Raw genomic sequence first — 17,528 nt, 5'->3', positions numbered from 1 at the left:
TATCCGCTGCCACAGGCAGCCTCCTGCTTAGGCGAGCGCTCCAGTGGTTAGGCTCGAAGGCGTGAGCAGGCTCCAGGTCGTCAGCGGCAAGGGCGGTACCGGTAAGACGACGGTCGCCGCCGCCCTCGCGCTCGCCCTCGCGACGGAGGGCAAACGGACCCTCCTCGTCGAGGTCGAAGGCAGACAGGGCATCGCACAGCTCTTCGAGACGGAGGCGCTTCCGTACGAGGAGCGCAAGATCGCCGTTGCCCCGGGCGGCGGGGAGGTCTTCGCGCTGGCCATCGACGCCGAGCGGGCCCTCCTCGACTACCTCCAGATGTTCTACAAGCTGGGCACCGCGGGCCGTGCCCTGAAGAAGCTCGGCGCGATCGACTTCGCGACGACGATCGCGCCCGGCGTACGGGACGTGCTGCTGACCGGCAAGGCGTGCGAGGCGGTCAGGCGGCGCGAGAAGCACGGCGGCTACACCTACGACCATGTGGTCATGGACGCGCCTCCGACGGGCCGCATCACCCGCTTCCTCAACGTCAACGACGAGGTGGCCGGGCTGGCCAGGATCGGCCCGATACACAATCAGGCCCAGGCCGTGATGCGCGTCCTGAAGTCCCCGGAGACCGCCGTGCACCTGGTGACGCTCCTGGAGGAGATGCCGGTCCAGGAGACCGCGGACGGCATCGCGGAGCTGCAGGCGGCCGAACTGCCGGTGGGCCGTGTCATCGTGAACATGGTCCGTCCGCACGTCCTCGACGAGGCGGCGGTACGGGCGGCCTCCGGCGACCACCGGGACGCCGTCGCGCGCACACTGGCCGCCGCGGGCGTCCGGGGCGGCACGAAGCTGGTCGAGCCGCTCCTGGAGCAGGCTGCCGAGCACGCGCAGCGGGTGGAGCTGGAGCGCGAGCAGCGGGCGGTGCTGACGGGGCTCGACGTACCGGCGTACGAACTCCCGTTCCTGGGGGACGGGGCGGACATCGCGGGCCTGTACCGGCTGGCGAAGGAGCTGCGGAAACAAGGGGTGGGCGCGTGACGGGTCCGGTGAACGGCACGGCGAACGGTCTGGACTCCGTACCCGTCCTCGAACTCGATCCGCTCATCGACGACCGGGGCACCCGGATCATCGTCTGCTGCGGGGCGGGCGGTGTCGGGAAGACGACGACCGCGGCGGCCCTGGGCGTTCGGGCGGCGGAGCGGGGCCGCAGGGTCGTCGTCCTGACGATCGACCCGGCGCGCCGGCTCGCGCAGTCGATGGGGATCGACTCGCTGGACAACGTGCCGCGCAAGGTCGACGGGATCAAGGGGTCCGACGGCGGCGAACTGCACGCCATGATGCTCGACATGAAGCGGACCTTCGACGAGATCGTCGAGGCGCACGCGGACGCCGAGCGGGCCCGGGCGATCCTGGAGAACCCGTTCTACCAGTCCCTGTCGGCCGGCTTCGCCGGCACGCAGGAGTACATGGCGATGGAGAAGCTCGGGCAGCTGCGGGCCCGGGACGAGTGGGACCTGATCGTCGTCGACACCCCTCCGTCGCGGTCCGCGCTCGACTTCCTGGACGCGCCGAAGCGGCTCGGGTCCTTCCTGGACGGGAAGTTCATCAAGCTCCTGATGGCGCCGGCGAAGATGGGCGGCCGGGCGGGGATGAAGTTCCTGAACGTCGGGATGTCGATGATGACGGGGACCCTGGGCAAGCTGCTGGGGGGTCAGTTCCTCAAGGACGTGCAGACGTTCGTGGCCGCGATGGACACCATGTTCGGTGGCTTCCGGACCCGGGCGGACGCGACGTACAAGCTGCTCCAGGCGCCGGGTACGGCGTTCCTGGTGGTCGCGACGCCGGAGCGGGACGCGCTGCGGGAGGCGGCGTACTTCGTGGAGCGTCTCGCGGCCGAGGAGATGCCGCTGGCGGGCCTCGTCCTGAACCGCGTCCACGGCAGTGGCGCCGCCCGGCTCTCGGCCGAGCGGGCGCGGGCCGCGGCGGAAAATCTTGACGAGGGGCGCATGGTGGATCAGGGCGCCGGGAAGACTGGAGGGCGTGGCTCCCGCGCCACCGCCACCGCCACCGACGAGCCGTCGGACAACGAGCTGTCCGACTCAGCGACCGCCGCCGACACGACGACAGGCATCACCGCAGGCACGACTGCAGTCACCACCGCAGGCACGACCGCAGGCATCAGCGCGGACATCGCCCCGAGCACCGAGGCTGCCCCCACAGCCGACGAGGCCGATGTTCCTGCCGACCCCGACGCAGCGGACATCCAGCGACTGACCGCCGGCCTGCTCCGGCTCCATGCGGAGCGGATGCAGGTGCTCGCGCGCGAGCAGCGCACACGAGACCGGTTCACGGCGCTCCACCCCGAGGTGGCCGTCGCCGAAGTGGCCGCCCTGCCGGGCGACGTACACGACCTGTCCGGACTCCGCGCCATCGGCGACCGCCTCACGGCGGGCCGCATGCCGTCGTCCTGACAGTCGATCGCGCTCCGACAGTCGATCGCGCCGACAGCCGACGCTCTGGCAGCCGATCGCTCCGGCAGCCGATCGGTCCGAACGGCGGGCGGTCAGCCCACCGCCGCGTACGCCTCGTACGTCGCGTCGTCGTCGATCGCCACGGGCAGCAGGCCCGCTCCCCGCTCGTACTCCGTCCGCGCGGTCTCCAGCAGGCGCCGCCACGAGGTGACGGTCGGCCGCCGGCGCAGCAGGGCACGGCGCTCGCGCTCCGTCATGCCGCCCCACACACCGAACTCCACACGGTTGTCGAGGGCATCGGCCAGGCACTCGGTCCGCACCGGACAGCCGGTGCACACCGCCTTCGCCCTGTTCTGCGCCGCTCCCTGCACGAAAAGTTCATCCGGATCGGTAGTGCGGCAGGCCGCCTGCGCACTCCAGTCAGCTACCCAGCCCATACCGGCGCCGTCCTCTCCCGAATCGAGGCTCCCCCACGGCGGTAGCGGCATATTCACCGCTGCCAGTTGGTGACGTTACGGAAGGTGGGCACAGCGCAACACCCCCTTCGGGCCCAATCTTGAATGGCCCGAACGGACTATGCGTACGCGGCAGATCACCCAGGGGAGTGACCGATGGACATGCGTGTCGAATCGGGCGAACCGGTACAGTTCGCCCGGCTGAGTCGGTGCCACTTAGGGCGTCGAGTGACGCATGGGGCGGAATCGGACAGGGGGTTCCCAGGGTTCGGGGCCAAGGGATTCCTGCCGATGTCACGCCCGGGGTCTTGCCTGGACCTTGATGCGAAACCACACTGCTGTGACAGTTGGGAGCAGCTTAGGCCAAGGCATTCCCGTCTGTCCGGCGAATGCGAACGTCGACACGTCATGTCCGCGTCGTCATGGGCCCGGACCTGCCACGACCGGCCCGGATGTCACGGTCTCGTACTCGAACGCTCCGAGAGGCCCCCGCTCCTACGGAACGCTCATCACTACGGATTAGGCTGCCCCCATGGCAAAGAAGCGCTCGGGCGGAGGTCTGACCGGGACCCAGCAGGCCGCCAAGTTCCTCGGTGTCAGTGTGCTCGCGGGAGCGGTGCTGGCGGGCATCGCCCTGCCCGCGGCCGGTGCACTGGGTCTTGCGGCGAAGGGGACGGTCGAGGGGTTCGACGAGATTCCGTCGAACCTGAAGACGCCACCCCTGAGTCAGCGCACCACCATCCTCGACTCGGACGGCGGCGTCCTCGCCACCGTCTACTCCCGCGACCGGAAGGTCGTGCCGCTGGAGAAGATCTCTCCGTACATGCAGAAGGCGATCGTCGCGATCGAGGACTCGCGCTTCTACGAGCACGGCGCGATCGACCTCAAGGGCGTGCTGCGCGCGATCAACCGCAACGCCCAGTCGGGCGGCGTGGCCCAGGGCGCGTCCACGCTCACGCAGCAGTACGTGAAGAACGTCTTCGTCGAGGAGGCCGGTGACGACCCGGAGAAGGTCGCCGCCGCCACCCAGCAGACCATCGGCCGCAAGGTGCGCGAACTGAAGTACGCGATCCAGGTCGAGGAGGAGCTGGGGAAGAAGAAGATCCTCGAGAACTACCTCAACATCACCTTCTTCGGTCAGCAGGCCTACGGCATCGAGGCGGCGTCCCAGCGCTACTTCTCCAAGCCCGCCGCCGACCTGAAGCTGGAGGAGGCCGCGATGATGGCCGGCCTCGTCCAGTCGCCGAGCCGCTACGACCCGATCAACGACCTCCAGGAAGCCACCAAGCGCCGCAACGTGGTCCTCCAGCGGATGGCCGACGTGAAGGACATCAGCCAGGCCGAGGCGGACAAGGCGATCGCCGCGCCGATCAAGCTGAAGGTGAAGACCCCGAAGAACGGCTGCATCACCGCCGTCGACGGCGCCGGCTTCTTCTGCGACTACGTGCGCAAGACGATCCTCACCAACCCGGTCTTCGGCAAGACGGTCGAGGAGCGGCAGAAGCTGTGGAACCTCGGCGGCCTGACCGTCCGGACCACGCTCGACCCGCGCGCGCAGGAGGCGGCCAACGAGGCCGCCGTCGCCCACGTCAACGAGGACGACAAGGTCGCCGCCTCTGTCGTCCAGGTCCAGCCGGGCAGCGGCAAGATCCTGTCGATGGGTCAGTCGCGGCCGTACGGTCTCGACCAGAAGCAGCACCAGACCACGCTCAACCTGGCCGTGGGCAGCAAGATGGGCGGCACGACGTACGGCTTCCAGACCGGTTCGACGTTCAAGCCGATCACGGCCGCGGCCGCCCTGGAGAAGGGGCTGAGCCCCGCGCAGAGCTTCTCCACCGGCTACGAGATCTCCGTCCCGGAGAACTCGTACACCCGCTGCGACGGCAAGCCGGCCGGGTACGCGGACTGGAAGGTCGGCAACGAGCTCAAGTCCGAGACCGGCACCTGGGACATGACGAGCGCGCTCGGCAAGTCCATCAACACCTACTTCGCCAAGCTGGAGCAGATGGCCGGCCTGTGCGAGACGGTGACGATGGCGAAGAACGTCGGCTACGAGCGGGAGCTGGGCAAGAAGGTCAAGGAGAGCCCCTCGATCACGCTGGGCGCCATCGAAGCCACCCCGCTCGACATGGCCGCCGCCTACGCGACCTTCGCCAACCGGGGTACGTACTGCACGCCGATCGCCATCGAGTCGATCAAGACGGCGGGCGGCGAGCAGCTGAAGGTGCCCCAGACCGAGTGCTCGCGGGCGATGAGCGAGCGGACGGCCGACACCATCAACCAGATGCTGAAGGGCGTCGTCGAGGACGGCACCGGTACGAGGGCGGGTCTGAGCGACCGCGACAACGCGGGCAAGACGGGTACGACGAACGACCGCAAGGACGCCTGGTTCGTCGGGTACACGCCGAACCTGTCCACGGCCGTCTGGGTCGGCGACGACGTCGGCGAGAAGGTGTCGATGTTCAACATCACCATCGGCGGCCAGTACTACCCGAAGGTCTGTGGCGGCTGCCTCCCCGGCCCGATCTGGAAGATCGCGATGCGCGGGGCGCTCGACGCCTCCGAGACGCCGCGGTTCGCCCCCATCTCCGTACCGCGCGGCGAGAAGCCGGAGGAGAAGGACAAGGACAAGCCCGGCGACGACGGCAAGCCGAACAAGCCCAACAAGCCCAACCGGCCGAACCTCCCCGGGATCACGCTCCCGCCGGGTGTGATCGGCGGCGGGGACGGTGGCGGAGACGGCCGGGGCGGCGGCGGCAACGGCCCGTAGCACCGGCAGGGACATGACTGAGGGCGCCTCCCGCGCGGCGGGGGCGCCCTCAGTCGTCCGTACTGTCCGAACCGTCGGCACCGTCGGTACCGACGTCGCCCGCTAGCCGGCGAGCAGCTTCTTCACCGCGGCCGCCACGCGCCCGCCCTCGGCCTGGCCCGCGACCTTCGGGTTCACGATCTTCATGACGGCGCCCATCGCGCGCGGGCCCTCGGCGCCGGCGGCCTTGGCCTCGGCGACGGCCGCGGCCACGATCTGCTCGAGCTCCGCGTCGTCGAGCTGCTTCGGCAGGTACGCGTCGAGGATCTCGCCCTCCGCCTTCTCCCGCTCGGCCGACTCGGCGCGGCCGCCCTGGGCGAAGGCCTCGGCGGCCTCGCGGCGCTTCTTCGCCTCCTTGGCGATCACCTTCTGCACCTCGTCGTCGGAGAGCTCGCGCTTGGTGGTGCCCGAGACCTCCTCCTTGGTGATCGCGGTGAGGGTGAGCCGGAGCGTCGAGGAGCGCAGCTCGTCGCGCTCCTTGATGGCGGCGTTGAGGTCGTCCTGAAGCGTGGCCTTGAGCGTGGTCATGCCCCAAGTGTGTCAGGTGTCCCACCCCACCCGCCCGCGCATTTCCGCCCATCGGGTCTGCGACGATGGGGGGATGCGCGCACGGTACGGGATCCCCCTGAAGGTCACGGCAGGTCTCACGGCGACGGCCGCGGCCGGAATCGTCTACGCGGCAGGCTTCGAGGCCCGCTCGTTCCGGCTGCGCCGGGTGACGATCCCGGTTCTCCCGCGCGGGATGCGGGATCTGCGGGTCCTTCAGGTCTCCGACATCCACATGGTGTGCGGGCAGCGGAAGAAGCGCGCCTGGCTGCAGAAGCTCGCGGGGCTGCGTCCCGACTTCGTCGTGAACACCGGCGACAACCTCTCCGACACGGACGCGGTGCCGGAGGCCCTGGACGCGCTCGGCCCGCTGATGGAGTACCCGGGTGTGTACGTCTTCGGCTCCAACGACTACTACGGGCCGAGGCTGCGCAACCCCGCCCGCTACCTCCTGGAGAAGGCCCAGGGGCGGCACGGCCTGAACGGCAACAAGCCGGTGGTGGGCGCGGTGCACAACCCGTGGGAGGAACTGCGGGACGCGTTCGACGAGGCGGGCTGGGTGAACCTCACCAACACCCGCGGCCGGCTGAAGCTGCCCGGTGGTCTCGACCTGGCCTTCACCGGGCTCGACGACCCGCACATCAAGCGGGACCGGTACGAGCGGGTGGCCGGCGGTCCTGACGCGTCGGCGGACTTCTCGATGGGCGTGGTGCACGCCCCGTACCTCCGCAGCCTCGACGCCTTCACGGCGGACGGCTACGAGCTGGTCCTCGCGGGGCACACGCACGGCGGCCAGCTGTGCATCCCCTTCTACGGCGCGCTGGTGACCAACTGCGACCTGGACACGGACCGGGTGAAGGGCCTCTCCACGCACACGGTGGCGGGCCGGACGTCGTTCCTGCACGTCTCGGCCGGCTGCGGCACGAACCGCTTCACGCCGGTCCGCTTCGCCTGCCCCCCCGAGGCGACGCTGCTGACGCTGACGGCGCGGGACTGAGCCTGCGGACCACCGCGCGACGCCCGTACGGTGGGGGATGCTCACGCCGAACCCCGCCTCGGCCGCGGTACCGGCCGCCGCCGTCGTACCCGCCGTCCGCCGGCCCGTGGCCGCCGTCCTCCGCGGGCTGATCGCGCTCGCGGCGGCGACGGGCGTGGTGATCGAGTGCGTTCTCGGGAGCGTGGCGGTCAACGCCGTCGTCCTGGGCCTCGCCTTCTCCGCGCTCGGCCTCGCGGTCGTGGCCCTGGACCGCGTCCGACCTGCGGTGAGGGGCCGCGAAAACCGGATTTCGTCTCAGGGCGCGGGTGGGCTAAAGTAATCGATGTCGCCGCGACGTGAAGAACTGAGCAGTGACATCGGGGTGTAGCGCAGCTTGGCAGCGCGCTTCGTTCGGGACGAAGAGGTCGTGGGTTCAAATCCCGCCACCCCGACAGAGTAAGACCAGGTCAGGGGCCTGATTCGAGAGATCGAATCAGGCCCCTGACTGGCTTTGTAGATCGTTTGGGAGAAATCTGGGAGACGATCTTGGTCGGGGTCTCCCAGGACGGTGCACGGTGGGGAGTGGGTGGCACGGCCGTGACGTCCGGCCCTCCTGTGCGTTCGTGAATCGCCACCGCTCATCGACCGATACGTGCCTCGTAGTCAGGACGGCAAGACAACGCAGGTCGTGTGAGATCCAGGCGACGAGTTCGCGGCATCGCCGTGCGACCTGACGGCCCAGAAGCAGCGCGGTGGCCGGCGACACAGCGGCCGCCCCAGGTTGCCACCCGCCCGGCCGGCCGCGGCTCTGGCACAAGTACCCCTCCCCGGGATGACGTCCGCGTTTCGTAAGGACCGGAAGGGCCGTTTCCCGCTTGTCGGTTCCTACGGTGTGGAGGGTGACTTCATCTGCTTGCGCACCGCCCGTCGCGGACCTCGTACTGCCGTGCCTCGACGAGGCCGAAGCGCTCCCCTGGGTGCTGGCGCGGGTGCCCGCCGGGTGGCGGGCCATCGTCGTCGACAACGGCTCGACCGATGGCTCCGCGGAGATCGCCCGAAGCCTCGGTGCGACCGTCGTACACGAGAGCCGACGTGGTTTCGGGGCCGCCTGCCACGCCGGGCTGCTCGCGTCCCGCGCCGACCTGGTCTGCTTCTGCGACTGCGACGCCTCGATGGACCCGGGGCTGCTCGTCCCGATGGCCGCCCGTGTGGCCTCGGGTGAGGCCGATCTGGTGCTCGGGCGTCGGCTCCCGCAGGGGCGAGGCGCCTGGCCCCCTCATGCCCGCGCCGGGAACCTGGCCCTCGCGCACATGCTGCGTCACCGCACGGGACTCCGGCTGCACGACCTCGGGCCGATGCGGGTGGCACGACGAGACGCACTGCTCGGGCTGGGGCTGACCGACCGGCGCAGCGGCTACCCGCTCCAGATGGTGGTACGTGCCTCGGATGCGGGCTGGCGGGTCACCGAGACGGACGTCCCGTACCTGCCCCGCTCGGGGAAGTCGAAGGTCACCGGGACCTGGCGGGGCACCTGGCATGCCGTGCGCGACATGCGCCGGGTACTCGCCGAGCCGCCCGGCGCACCGTCCGTCGCGGCCGGGGAGGTCTCCGTATGAGCACCCTTCTCGTCATCGCCAAGGCACCCGTGGCGGGGCGGGTCAAGACGCGTCTGACCCCGCACTTCACCCCGGAGCAGGCGGCCGAGCTGGCCCGCGGCGCCCTCCAGGACACGCTCGATGCCGTGCTCGGGGCCCCCGCCGAGCGCCGTGTTCTCGTTCTCGACGGGCGACCGGGGTCCTGGGTGCCCGAGGGCATCGAGGTCCTTCCGCAAGGTGCCGGCGGCCTCGACTCCCGACTGGCCGCGGCCTTCTCCCACGTCGACGGGCCGGCCCTGCTCATCGGCATGGACACCCCCCAGGTCACCCCGGATCTCCTCGCCCAGGGCCTCGACTTCAGCGAGACGGATGCCTGGTTCGGCCCGGCCGAAGACGGCGGGTTCTGGGCACTCGGCCTGGCCGAGCCCGACCCGGCGCTGATCCTCGGCGTCCCCATGTCGGTGGCGCACACCGGGCGGGAGCAGCGCCGACGGCTGACCGCGTCCGGGCGGGTGGTACGGGACCTGCCCGAGCTGCGCGACGTGGACTCCCCGGCCGACGCGGCACAGGTCGCGGCCGCCATACCCGGCAGCCGCTTCGCCACCCGTCACCGTGCCCTTTGCGCGGTGGCTCGATGACCGCCCAGCTGGCCGAACCCGCCCTCGCCTGGCGGGCCGACCCGTACGCCGAGGCACTCCGCACCGGCCGGGGCCCTCTCTACCTGCGCCGAGGCGACGGCTGGCTGCTGCCCCTGGAGGTCGAGCGTTGGTGTGCCGAACCCGACGAGGCCGATGCCACCGTCCTCGACCGCTGCACGGGGCCCGTCCTGGACATCGGGTGTGGCCCCGGCCGCCTCGTCACCGCCCTCGCCGCACGCGGACATCGGGCTCTGGGAGTGGACGTCACCCCCGAGGCGGTGGCCCGCACGGTGCGTGCGGGAGGCAGCGCCCTGTGCAGATCGGTCTTCGATCCCCTGCCTCGTGAGGGGCGCTGGGACACCGTCCTGCTCGTCGACGGCAACGTCGGCATCGGAGGCGATCCGGCCGTCCTGCTCCGCCGCGCCGCCGAACTCGCCTCACCCTCCGGCTCCCTGCTGGTCGAGGTGGCCACCGTCGACGTCGACGAACGCGTCGAGGTCCACGTCGACGACGGCCGCGGCGGGCGCGGAGCGCCGTTCCGGTGGGCCCGGCTCGGCGCCCGGGCGCTCTGCGCCGAGGCCCCGAAAGCCGGCTGGACCCGATCCCTCACCTGGCAGGCAGCGGGCCGCAACTTCGTGGAGCTACGCCGCTGACGAGACGAAGGAACGGCTCGATCAACTCCCACTCATCGTCAGCGAGTTCCCTGCGTGCCATCCCCGACCTCTGCCAGCTGCCCTGTGTCATTGAATTCTCGGGTGTGTCACCGAGGTCTCACCGGTGCAACCTCGCTCCCGGTCGCAAGCTCAGGTCAGGAGCAGGCCGATGCCGATCAGCAGGGCGGAACCGGCCAGGGCCGCGACGACCAGGACGGTGCGCTTGCTTGCACCGCGCAGGCGGAGCGCGAAGGCCAGCGGGCCGATCGGAGGAGTCTTGTGGTCCATGTCTGTCTCCCTGATGATGTGGGTGATCTTGGATTGGGCGAATTCGGTGGTTCAGGGGGCGTCTTGTCGCAAGGCATCCCGCAGTCGCAGTAGTTCGCGTCGGCGGCGCCGCGCCCGTACCAGGGTGAGCATCGCGGCGGCGGTGAAGACGACCCCGCCCGCGGCGGTGGCCACCAGGTCCGCGGTGCTGCCGCGGACTGCAGCCAGCGCCACCCCGGCCAGGGCGGTCACCACGGTTGCCGCCAGCGCGATCCGGGCGGACAGCACCCGGTCCCGGGCGAACAATGGCCGACGCCTGCTCAGCACCCAGCCGGCGAACACGGCCCAGGCCAGCCCGATGGCGATCAGCCCGGCGAAGACGGCCTGGGTACGCGCCGGCAGAGCATTCGGCTCGGTGGCCCACAGCACCGCGATCACGGCCGCGCCGCATCCCCCGGCCAGGCCCACTGCCACGTGGCGCAGCCGGGACCGCAGTGACACCTCCGTGGCCAGCACGCGCTCCAGCTGCTCGGGCACCGCCCGCTGCGCTGCGCGGTTCTGCTCGCTCATGCCTCGTATCCCTTCTCGGCAAGGTGGTTGCGCAGCATGCGCCGGGCGCGGTGCAGCCTGCTCTTGACCGTGCCGGCCGGTACGCCGAGCACCTCCGCACACGAAGCCAGCGGCAGGTCCTCCAGATGGAAGAGGATCAGCACCTCGCGCTCCAAGGGCGGCAGACCAGCAAGACCTGCCTCGATCTGCATCGTGGTGAGCACACCGCTGAGCTCGTCGTCGGCGACGACAGTCGTGGCCTCCTCCATGGCTGTCTCCGGCGCCCTGTACGTCTGCCGCAGATGGTCGGTGACCGTGCGCCGGGCGATGGTGAACAGCCACGGGGCGAACCGCTCCGGCTGCCGCAGCCGCGGCAGGCCGCGCACCACAGCGACCCACGCCTCCTGAGCAAGATCGTCCGCGAGGTGCGGCGAGCCGACCATGCCCCGGACATAGCGCCACAGCGGGGGGTGCCACATGGCCACCAGTTCGCGGAACGCCTCCCGCTCCCCAAGCTGGCAGCGCACCACCAGCAACCCGTCGCTGCCCACCACGCCTCCCTGCTCTGCACCGTCCGTCACACAGACAGTCGGCATTCCGGGCGGAAAGGTTCACGGAATCCCGAGCATCCGGTCGAAACACCGGCCGTAGGAGGAATCTCACCCCTTGATCACGACTTCAGACAGGCCCAAGCCCATGGCGCCCCGTCAACGCCCCAGTGGGTGGCCTGAACACCTTACGAAACATGGACACACAGGGTGACCGACCGCACTTCCGCGCCCGTTCCTGGAACGCTGCGGTCGTGAACTCGCGCACCGCCCTCACCGCCACGGTCCTCGCCGCGCTCACCACGGTCCTCGTCCTCACCGTCCGGTACGACGGCTATTTCGCCGACCCCGGCGGGCTGTTCTGGTGGTACGCGGCGTGCTGGGTGCTGTTCGTCGGTGCTCTGCTCGCGCTGCGGCGGGTTCCGTCCTCCCACGTCGTACCCCTGATCGCGGCCGGGGCCATCGCCGTCACGGTAACCGGCCTGGTCGCGCAGCCCCGGACCAGCACCGACTCGTACCGCTACGTCTGGGACGGCCGCGTCCAGTCGGCCGGCGTCTCCCCCTACGACCACGCTCCGCAGGACCCGGAGCTGATCCGGCTGCGCGACTCATGGCTCTTTCCCACGGGGGCGGCCTGCACCGGCCCGGACCGCGCCCGTATCCCCGGTGCCGGGCCTGTACCGCACTGCACACGTCTCAACCGGCCCACCGTGCACACCATCTACCCGCCCGTCGCCGAGGCGTACTTCCTGGCCGTCGACCAGCTCTCCCCGGAGGGGGCCCGGCACAAGCCCCTCCAGATCGGCTCCGGCCTGATCGCCCTGGGCGTGACCGGTGCGGTGCTGCTGATCCTGCGTCGCAGGGGTACGGACCCGCGCCGGGCCGCGTACTGGGCGTGGTGCCCCGTCGTGCCCATCGAGGCGGTCAACAACACGCATGTGGACGTCCTCGGGGCGCTCCTGACCGTGATCGGACTCGGACTCCTCGCCGTCCTCCCGCATCGCCGGTCCGCCGGCGGGCTTGTCCTCGGTGCCGCCATCGCCACCAAGCTCATGCCAGCCATCGTGCTGCCGGGCGCGCTGTCCGGAGTCCGCCGCGTCCGCGACGCGACCGCAGTGCTGCTGCCCGCCGCCGCGTTCACCGTGCTCGCCTACCTCCCGTACGTCCTCCTCTCGGACGGGTCCGTCTTCGGCTACCTGGGCGGCTACGTGGAGGAGGAAGGCTACGACGACCCCGCCGCCGGACCCCGATACGCGCTCCTCCGCCTGGTCCTGCCCGACAGCTGGGCGTTGCCCGTGGTCCTCGCCGTCATGGCAGGCGTGTCCCTGTACGTGATGTGGCGCGGTGACCCGCAACGGCCGTGGAGCGGCGCACTCCTGGTCACGGGCTGGGCCTTCGCCCTCCTCACGCCCGGCTACTCCTGGTACGCCCTCCTCCTGGTCGCCCTCGCGGCACTGGACGGGCGCTGGGAGTGGCTGGGCCTCGCCCTCGCGGGCCCAGCCGTCTATGTCTTCGGCCGGGCGTTCGACGACCGGGAGCTGACGGCCTCGATCGCGTACGGGCTCGCGGCCCTCCTCGTCATCGCGGCCACCGCCGTGCGGCGGCACCGCGGAACCGGCGGGCGTCAGCCCGAGGACGGCTCCATCCACGCATCGGCGCCCGGGTCGCCACCCTCGGCTCGAACCGCGAGCCGGCCGACGTAGTGCTGCCAGCCCTCGGCATGCGCGGCGCACGCTTCCGGAGAGGGGAGTCCACTGTGGACCAGGCGCAGCAAGGTGCCGCCGGCGGAGGGCTCGAGGGTGATCTCCACTGTGCTGGATCCGGGCGGGACGGGCATGGGGCCCGTCTCCCAGCCCCAGGTGAAGACGAGCCGCCTGGGCGGGTCCACGGTGAGGAAGCGGCCGGAGGCGACATTCTCGCCGGTGACGCGGGTGCGGTAGGCGCCGCCGGGTTCGAAGGAGAAGGTGCCGTCGGCGCCCATCCATGACAGCCACATCTCGCGGTCGGTGAAGAAAGCGAAGACGGTCTCGGGGCGGGCGGCGATGTGCCGTTCCACGGTGACGGTGTCCGTGGCGGGCGAGGGTGTCGTCATCAGGAGGTCTCGTTCCGTTCGGCCTCTTCGGCGAGCCGGGCCAGGGTGTCGAGCTTCGTGGCCCACATGGCCTGGAGGTAGTCGGCGAGCGGGCCCAGCACCTCCCGGTCCGCCCGGTAGAACCGCTTCGTCCCGTCCTTGCGCAGCGTAACGAGACCGGTGTCCCGCAGCACCTTGAGGTGCTGGGAGACCGCCCCGAAGGTGACCTCGAAACGTGCCGCGATGTCCCCCGCGGACAGCTCGTCGTCCCAGATCAGCCGGAGAATCTCGCGCCGCCTGGGTTCGGCTATCACCTGTACCGCGTCCATGCCTCGAATTTTAGTCGAGGCTTCAGCTTGCCGCCTCGAAGGTCTTATTTTAGCCTGAACTCAAATAAGCCCCCCACGGGATCCCAGCACGAGCAGGAGCACTCCATGACCGCCATCACCTACGAGACCGACGTCGCCACCGACCGGGCCACGGTCCTGGAGGCGCTCAACACCCACGACGGCCTCACCGGCTGGTGGACGAACGACGTGAACCGCAAGGACGACGTCCTCTTCTTCAACTTCCCCGGCATCCCCGAGCCCTTCCGGCTCCGCCGCGACCGGGCCGACGAGGACCGCGTCGTCTGGGTGAACATCGGCGCCTTCCCGCCCCACTGGGCCGGCACCACCATCACGTGGGAGCTCTCCGACGCCCCCGGCGGCGGCACCCGCCTCGCCTTCTCCCACTCCGGCTTCCCGGACGGCGAGCCCGAGATCCCGATGATCAGCGAGACCTGGGGCACCCTGATGACCCGCCTGAAGGACTACGCCGAGACGGGCGAGCCCAAGCCCTTCTTCACGGTCTGAGGATTCCGAGGATTCCGATGAAGGTCGATGTCCTGACCGGGGCGGTGATCGCCGTCCCGTCCGACCGGGTCGCCGCCTACGCGGCCGACCCCACGCACGCGCCGGAGTGGTACGCCAACATCGACTCCGTCGCCTGGCAGACCCCGCCGCCCGTCGCGATCGGCTCCCGCATCGCGTTCACCGCGCGCTTCCTCGGCCGGCGCCTCGCCTACACCTACGAGATCACCGCCTACCAGCCCGGCCGAAGGCTGGTGATGCGGACGAGCGAGGGCCCCTTCCCCATGGAGACCACCTATGCGTGGGAACCGCACGGGGTAACGGGCGACCGCACCCGCATGACGCTGCGGAACCGGGGCGAGCCCAGCGGCTTCGCCGCACTGGCCGCCCCCGTGATGGAAGCCGCGATGCGCCGCGCCCAGAACAAGGACCTGGCCCGCCTCAAGGCGCTCCTGGAGCGGAACACCTGAGTCCGGGCGACGTAGATCGGGTCCCCGGTCGCGTGGCCTCACGTGCGGTCACTTCGACGGGAGCGTGCTCGCGAAACCCACGGCCGTGGTGATCCAGTGGTCGAGGACCTGATCCTCCCCGAGCGCGGGGCCGCCGACGGTCACCCAGCCGCGCATCGGCTTGCCCGTGAAGTCCATCGGGCGGGCCTCCGGGCGGGCCAGCGCCTCCTCGGCGCGCTCGGGGCCCACCCGGGCGATGAGCTCGTCGCCGACCACGCCCACGGTCATGTTCCCGCCCAGCAGGAAGGCCAGGCCGCCGAACATCCGCTTCTCGGTGAGGCCCGACCGCTCACCGAGCCGCTCCCTGATCCGCTGGGCCAGACCTTCGTCGTACGTCATGGAACCCACTCTCCCGCACGGCCCCGCGACGCGCTGCCCGGGAAGCGGCCAGGTCCGGTGGGAGACACGCAGTCCGAAGGGGCGCCGCGCCGGCGTGTCCGTTACTTCGCGGGGCGGCGCGCCCGGCGCTGACGTCGTGCGGCACGTCGTCGAGGCGCCGATTCACGCCACCTCCGGACGACGAGGGTCGCTGCCGAGGCGACGAAGAGGGCAGCTGTGATCAGCAGCCAGCGTCCCAGGAACCCGTCGGCCGGAAGCCCCGTGTACGCCGTGTAGCGGTCGACCTGGCCCAGGATCAGCGGCCACCAGACCAACAGCAGAAGCGCCGAGACGAAGACGGGGACACGCACGTAGTTGACGCTCGGCCTCGGCGGCCTCTGTCCCGGGATCTCCCGGAACAGGCGCTGCGCGGCCCGGTCCGTCACCGCGTACAGGGGGAGCAGGACAAGGTCGTGCACGAGTGCCGCCCCGACGAACCACAGGGCCACGCCCAGGGTGTCCCCCTTGAGCAGTCGGACCCCGGCGTAGGCGGCGAGGGCGAACGAGGCCAGCACGAGGAGCAGGTGGAGCGGGGAGGCTCCGTAGCGGCGGCGGAAGACGGCCATGGCGCTCATGCCGGCTCTCCGAAGGTGATCCGGGTGACCCACTTGGTGTTGTGGACGCCGGGCGCGCCGGGGACGATCACGCGGGCCGGGTAGCCGTGGTCCTGCGAGAGGACGGCTCCGTTGACGCGTACGGCCAGGAGCGAGCGGTGGTCGCGTACCTGGTTGTCCCTCAGCACGACCGAGCTGAACGCCCCTCCCCGCTGTACCGATTCCACCAAAGCCCGTGGGGTGTCCGTGCCCCGCCCGACCAGTGCGGCCAGGTCCGTGAGCCGAACGCCGCTCCACAGCTGGTCCGGAGTCGACCAGCCCTCCACGCAGGCAATGGGCAGTGCCGCTTCCTGCTGCTCCATTGCCAGCAGCTCGTCTCGGGTCAGGACGACCTGGCGGCCCGCGCCGCGTACGGTCAGCCGCCAGGCGGGGCCGATGTCATCGGGCCGGATCCCCACGGACGCCGCGGTCTTGTTGATCTGGAAGCCGTTCGGCCCGGAGCCGGGATCCGTGCCGTGCGGGGCGAGCAGCGCCGTCTGGCGCCACCAGCCGCCCACGCTCTGCCCGGCCGTCACCACGAACAGCGCCAGGGACCCCAGTCCGACCATGCCCAGGGCGCCCCGCCTTGAGATGGTCGGCGGCGCCGGCCGGGGCGACTTGAGTCCGGCCGCTTCCTCCGTACCGGCTTCCGGCAGCTCGCGTCCGTACCTCACCGCGCGCAGGGCACGCGGCAGCCGGAAGGCCACGTGCACGACGAAGGCCCCGATGAACACCCACGCCCCGTAGAAGTGCAGGACGTAGAAGGAGCCCGGGAAGATGTAGTGCAGCTGCACGTTGAGGATGCCGGTGGCGAACTCGAAGAGCGCGCCACCCACCAGCAGGAGCAGGGAGAGACGCTCGATGCCGTGGCCGACCGACCGCACGGGCGGCCACTGGAACAGCTTGGGGATGACCGACCACAACTTCGCCAGCAGCACCGGCACGAGAACGACGCCCAGGACCACGTGCACGCCCTGGTTCACCCGGTAGAGCCAGTACGGCGAGGTCGGCCAGGAGAACAGGTAGAAGCCGAGCCACCCCTTGTCCGGCGTCTGGTCGTTGACCGGTGACAGATCCGGGTTGTACGCGGCGTACGACACCAGGCCCGTCACGAAGAGCAGCGTGATGCCGACCAGCAGGACGAGCCCGAGCACGGCGGTCAGCCACAGCCCCCGCAGCGGGCTGCGCCAGAACTCCGGCCGCGACGACCCCGGCGGCGGCACCGACACGGCAGCCCGCAGACGCGTCAGCGGAGCCGGCCCCTTCGGAGGCTCCGACGGCGCCCGGGACGGAGGCTCGGGCCGATTCCGCTTGCCGTCGCTCTCCTCCACCGGGACACCTCCGCACATCGCAGTCGCCGGGACGAACATCCCGCACCGGAGGGCGGACCGGGGCCATGACACGCCCGCCCGAGGCTCCCCTTGACCTCCCATGGGCTGGCACACATCTGGTTCCGACGCGGGAATCGATTCGGTAACCCCTGCGCGAACGCGGCCCGACGCACACAGGATCGTTGCATAGGCTAAAGGTAGCCAGGCGCTCTCGCCGGGGTCCGCCGCACGGAACGTGCCGGGCGGGCCCCAAGGGTGCCACCGCCCGATCCCGGGGAGCATCTTGTCCGACCTGCCGCCGC

21 protein-coding genes and 1 tRNA gene are annotated in these 17,528 nt (G+C 70.7%); 12 read left to right on the top strand and 10 right to left on the bottom strand.

What is annotated here, in order from left to right; genetic code table 11:
- Positions 1 to 61 precede the first annotated feature (61 nt).
- Positions 62 to 1,024 carry an ArsA family ATPase gene (locus ACF09C_RS11760; RefSeq protein ID WP_392091203.1) on the top strand — a complete coding sequence of 321 codons (963 nt, stop codon included), beginning with the start codon at positions 62 to 64 and terminating at the stop codon, positions 1,022 to 1,024.
- Positions 1,021 to 2,457, top strand: a complete 1,437-nt coding sequence (locus ACF09C_RS11755; RefSeq protein ID WP_392091202.1) for an ArsA family ATPase — start codon at positions 1,021 to 1,023, stop codon at positions 2,455 to 2,457. Before ACF09C_RS11760 ends, ACF09C_RS11755 begins: the two co-directional genes overlap by 4 nt.
- Before the next feature lie 92 nt (positions 2,458 to 2,549).
- Here the strand turns inward: ACF09C_RS11755 and ACF09C_RS11750 are convergent, their stop codons facing one another.
- Positions 2,550 to 2,894, bottom strand: coding sequence for a WhiB family transcriptional regulator (locus ACF09C_RS11750; protein ID WP_181924596.1), 345 nt, complete (start codon positions 2,892 to 2,894; stop codon positions 2,550 to 2,552).
- Between the two features lie 550 nt (positions 2,895 to 3,444).
- Between ACF09C_RS11750 and ACF09C_RS11745 the strand changes: the two genes are divergently transcribed.
- Positions 3,445 to 5,682, top strand: a complete 2,238-nt coding sequence (locus ACF09C_RS11745; RefSeq protein ID WP_392091201.1) for a transglycosylase domain-containing protein — start codon at positions 3,445 to 3,447, stop codon at positions 5,680 to 5,682.
- 102 nt (positions 5,683 to 5,784) lie between these two features.
- Here the strand turns inward: ACF09C_RS11745 and ACF09C_RS11740 are convergent, their stop codons facing one another.
- Positions 5,785 to 6,249: a GatB/YqeY domain-containing protein gene (locus tag ACF09C_RS11740; protein ID WP_362414911.1), complete on the bottom strand. Its 465-nt coding sequence runs from the start codon at positions 6,247 to 6,249 to the stop codon at positions 5,785 to 5,787.
- Between the two features lie 73 nt (positions 6,250 to 6,322).
- Between ACF09C_RS11740 and ACF09C_RS11735 the strand changes: the two genes are divergently transcribed.
- From ACF09C_RS11735 to ACF09C_RS11710, 6 genes are all read left to right on the top strand, one after another.
- Entirely contained in the window at positions 6,323 to 7,264 is a 942-nt protein-coding gene (locus tag ACF09C_RS11735) for a metallophosphoesterase (RefSeq protein ID WP_392091200.1), read from the top strand.
- A 37-nt stretch (positions 7,265 to 7,301) separates the two neighbouring features.
- Complete coding sequence (locus tag ACF09C_RS11730) at positions 7,302 to 7,583, top strand: hypothetical protein (protein ID WP_392091199.1); 282 nt, start codon at positions 7,302 to 7,304, stop codon at positions 7,581 to 7,583.
- Between the two features lie 38 nt (positions 7,584 to 7,621).
- Positions 7,622 to 7,695, top strand: a tRNA-Pro gene (locus ACF09C_RS11725).
- 447 nt (positions 7,696 to 8,142) lie between these two features.
- On the top strand, positions 8,143 to 8,859 hold the full coding sequence (locus ACF09C_RS11720) for a glycosyltransferase family 2 protein (RefSeq protein WP_392091198.1): 717 nt from the start codon (positions 8,143 to 8,145) through the stop codon (positions 8,857 to 8,859).
- The gene (locus ACF09C_RS11715) at positions 8,856 to 9,476 is read left to right on the top strand and encodes a DUF2064 domain-containing protein (protein WP_392091197.1); all 621 of its coding nucleotides are present in this window, start codon (positions 8,856 to 8,858) and stop codon (positions 9,474 to 9,476) included. Before ACF09C_RS11720 ends, ACF09C_RS11715 begins: the two co-directional genes overlap by 4 nt.
- Complete coding sequence (locus tag ACF09C_RS11710) at positions 9,473 to 10,129, top strand: class I SAM-dependent methyltransferase (protein WP_392091196.1); 657 nt, start codon at positions 9,473 to 9,475, stop codon at positions 10,127 to 10,129. The genes ACF09C_RS11715 and ACF09C_RS11710 overlap by 4 nt, the downstream gene beginning before the upstream one ends.
- 150 nt (positions 10,130 to 10,279) lie before the next feature.
- Here the strand turns inward: ACF09C_RS11710 and ACF09C_RS11705 are convergent, their stop codons facing one another.
- The 3 genes from ACF09C_RS11705 to ACF09C_RS11695 are packed head-to-tail and all read right to left on the bottom strand — an operon-like array spanning position 10,280 to position 11,526.
- Positions 10,280 to 10,417: a hypothetical protein gene (locus ACF09C_RS11705; protein ID WP_392091195.1), complete on the bottom strand. Its 138-nt coding sequence runs from the start codon at positions 10,415 to 10,417 to the stop codon at positions 10,280 to 10,282.
- 51 nt (positions 10,418 to 10,468) lie between these two features.
- Complete coding sequence (locus tag ACF09C_RS11700) at positions 10,469 to 10,966, bottom strand: transmembrane transport protein (protein ID WP_392091194.1); 498 nt, start codon at positions 10,964 to 10,966, stop codon at positions 10,469 to 10,471.
- Positions 10,963 to 11,526 carry an RNA polymerase sigma factor gene (locus ACF09C_RS11695; RefSeq protein WP_392091193.1) on the bottom strand — a complete coding sequence of 188 codons (564 nt, stop codon included), beginning with the start codon at positions 11,524 to 11,526 and terminating at the stop codon, positions 10,963 to 10,965. Before ACF09C_RS11695 ends, ACF09C_RS11700 begins: the two co-directional genes overlap by 4 nt.
- A 221-nt stretch (positions 11,527 to 11,747) precedes the next feature.
- Between ACF09C_RS11695 and ACF09C_RS11690 the strand changes: the two genes are divergently transcribed.
- Positions 11,748 to 13,196, top strand: coding sequence for a glycosyltransferase 87 family protein (locus tag ACF09C_RS11690; RefSeq protein ID WP_392091192.1), 1,449 nt, complete (start codon positions 11,748 to 11,750; stop codon positions 13,194 to 13,196).
- Here ACF09C_RS11690 and ACF09C_RS11685 read toward each other — a convergent pair.
- The gene (locus tag ACF09C_RS11685) at positions 13,118 to 13,585 is read right to left on the bottom strand and encodes an SRPBCC domain-containing protein (protein ID WP_392091191.1); all 468 of its coding nucleotides are present in this window, start codon (positions 13,583 to 13,585) and stop codon (positions 13,118 to 13,120) included. The two genes, ACF09C_RS11690 and ACF09C_RS11685, sit on opposite strands and share 79 nt — an antisense overlap.
- Positions 13,585 to 13,893, bottom strand: coding sequence for an ArsR/SmtB family transcription factor (locus tag ACF09C_RS11680; RefSeq protein ID WP_392091190.1), 309 nt, complete (start codon positions 13,891 to 13,893; stop codon positions 13,585 to 13,587). The genes ACF09C_RS11685 and ACF09C_RS11680 overlap by 1 nt, the downstream gene beginning before the upstream one ends.
- Positions 13,894 to 13,998: 105 nt before the next feature.
- Here ACF09C_RS11680 and ACF09C_RS11675 point away from each other — a divergent pair, with 105 nt between their 5' ends.
- Entirely contained in the window at positions 13,999 to 14,418 is a 420-nt protein-coding gene (locus ACF09C_RS11675; protein WP_392091189.1) for an SRPBCC domain-containing protein, read from the top strand.
- A 17-nt stretch (positions 14,419 to 14,435) separates the two neighbouring features.
- Positions 14,436 to 14,885 (top strand): SRPBCC family protein, encoded by a 450-nt coding sequence (locus tag ACF09C_RS11670; RefSeq protein WP_392091188.1) that lies wholly within the window; start codon positions 14,436 to 14,438, stop codon positions 14,883 to 14,885.
- A 48-nt stretch (positions 14,886 to 14,933) separates the two neighbouring features.
- Here ACF09C_RS11670 and ACF09C_RS11665 read toward each other — a convergent pair whose 3' ends face one another.
- From ACF09C_RS11665 to ACF09C_RS11655, 3 genes are all read right to left on the bottom strand, one after another.
- The gene (locus ACF09C_RS11665) at positions 14,934 to 15,263 is read right to left on the bottom strand and encodes a TfoX/Sxy family protein (protein WP_392091187.1); all 330 of its coding nucleotides are present in this window, start codon (positions 15,261 to 15,263) and stop codon (positions 14,934 to 14,936) included.
- Between the two features lie 101 nt (positions 15,264 to 15,364).
- Positions 15,365 to 15,868: a hypothetical protein gene (locus ACF09C_RS11660; protein ID WP_392091421.1), complete on the bottom strand. Its 504-nt coding sequence runs from the start codon at positions 15,866 to 15,868 to the stop codon at positions 15,365 to 15,367.
- A gap of 5 nt (positions 15,869 to 15,873) precedes the next feature.
- Entirely contained in the window at positions 15,874 to 17,136 is a 1,263-nt protein-coding gene (locus ACF09C_RS11655) for a molybdopterin-dependent oxidoreductase (protein WP_392091420.1), read from the bottom strand.
- Between the last annotated feature and the right edge of the window lie 392 nt (positions 17,137 to 17,528).

It is taken from the genome of Streptomyces sp. NPDC014870 (assembly GCF_043081505.1).
Taxonomy (GTDB): Bacteria; Actinomycetota; Actinomycetes; order Streptomycetales; family Streptomycetaceae; genus Streptomyces.
Note: the sequence above shows the minus strand (reverse complement) of the source record. Positions and strands in the feature narration are given on the sequence as shown.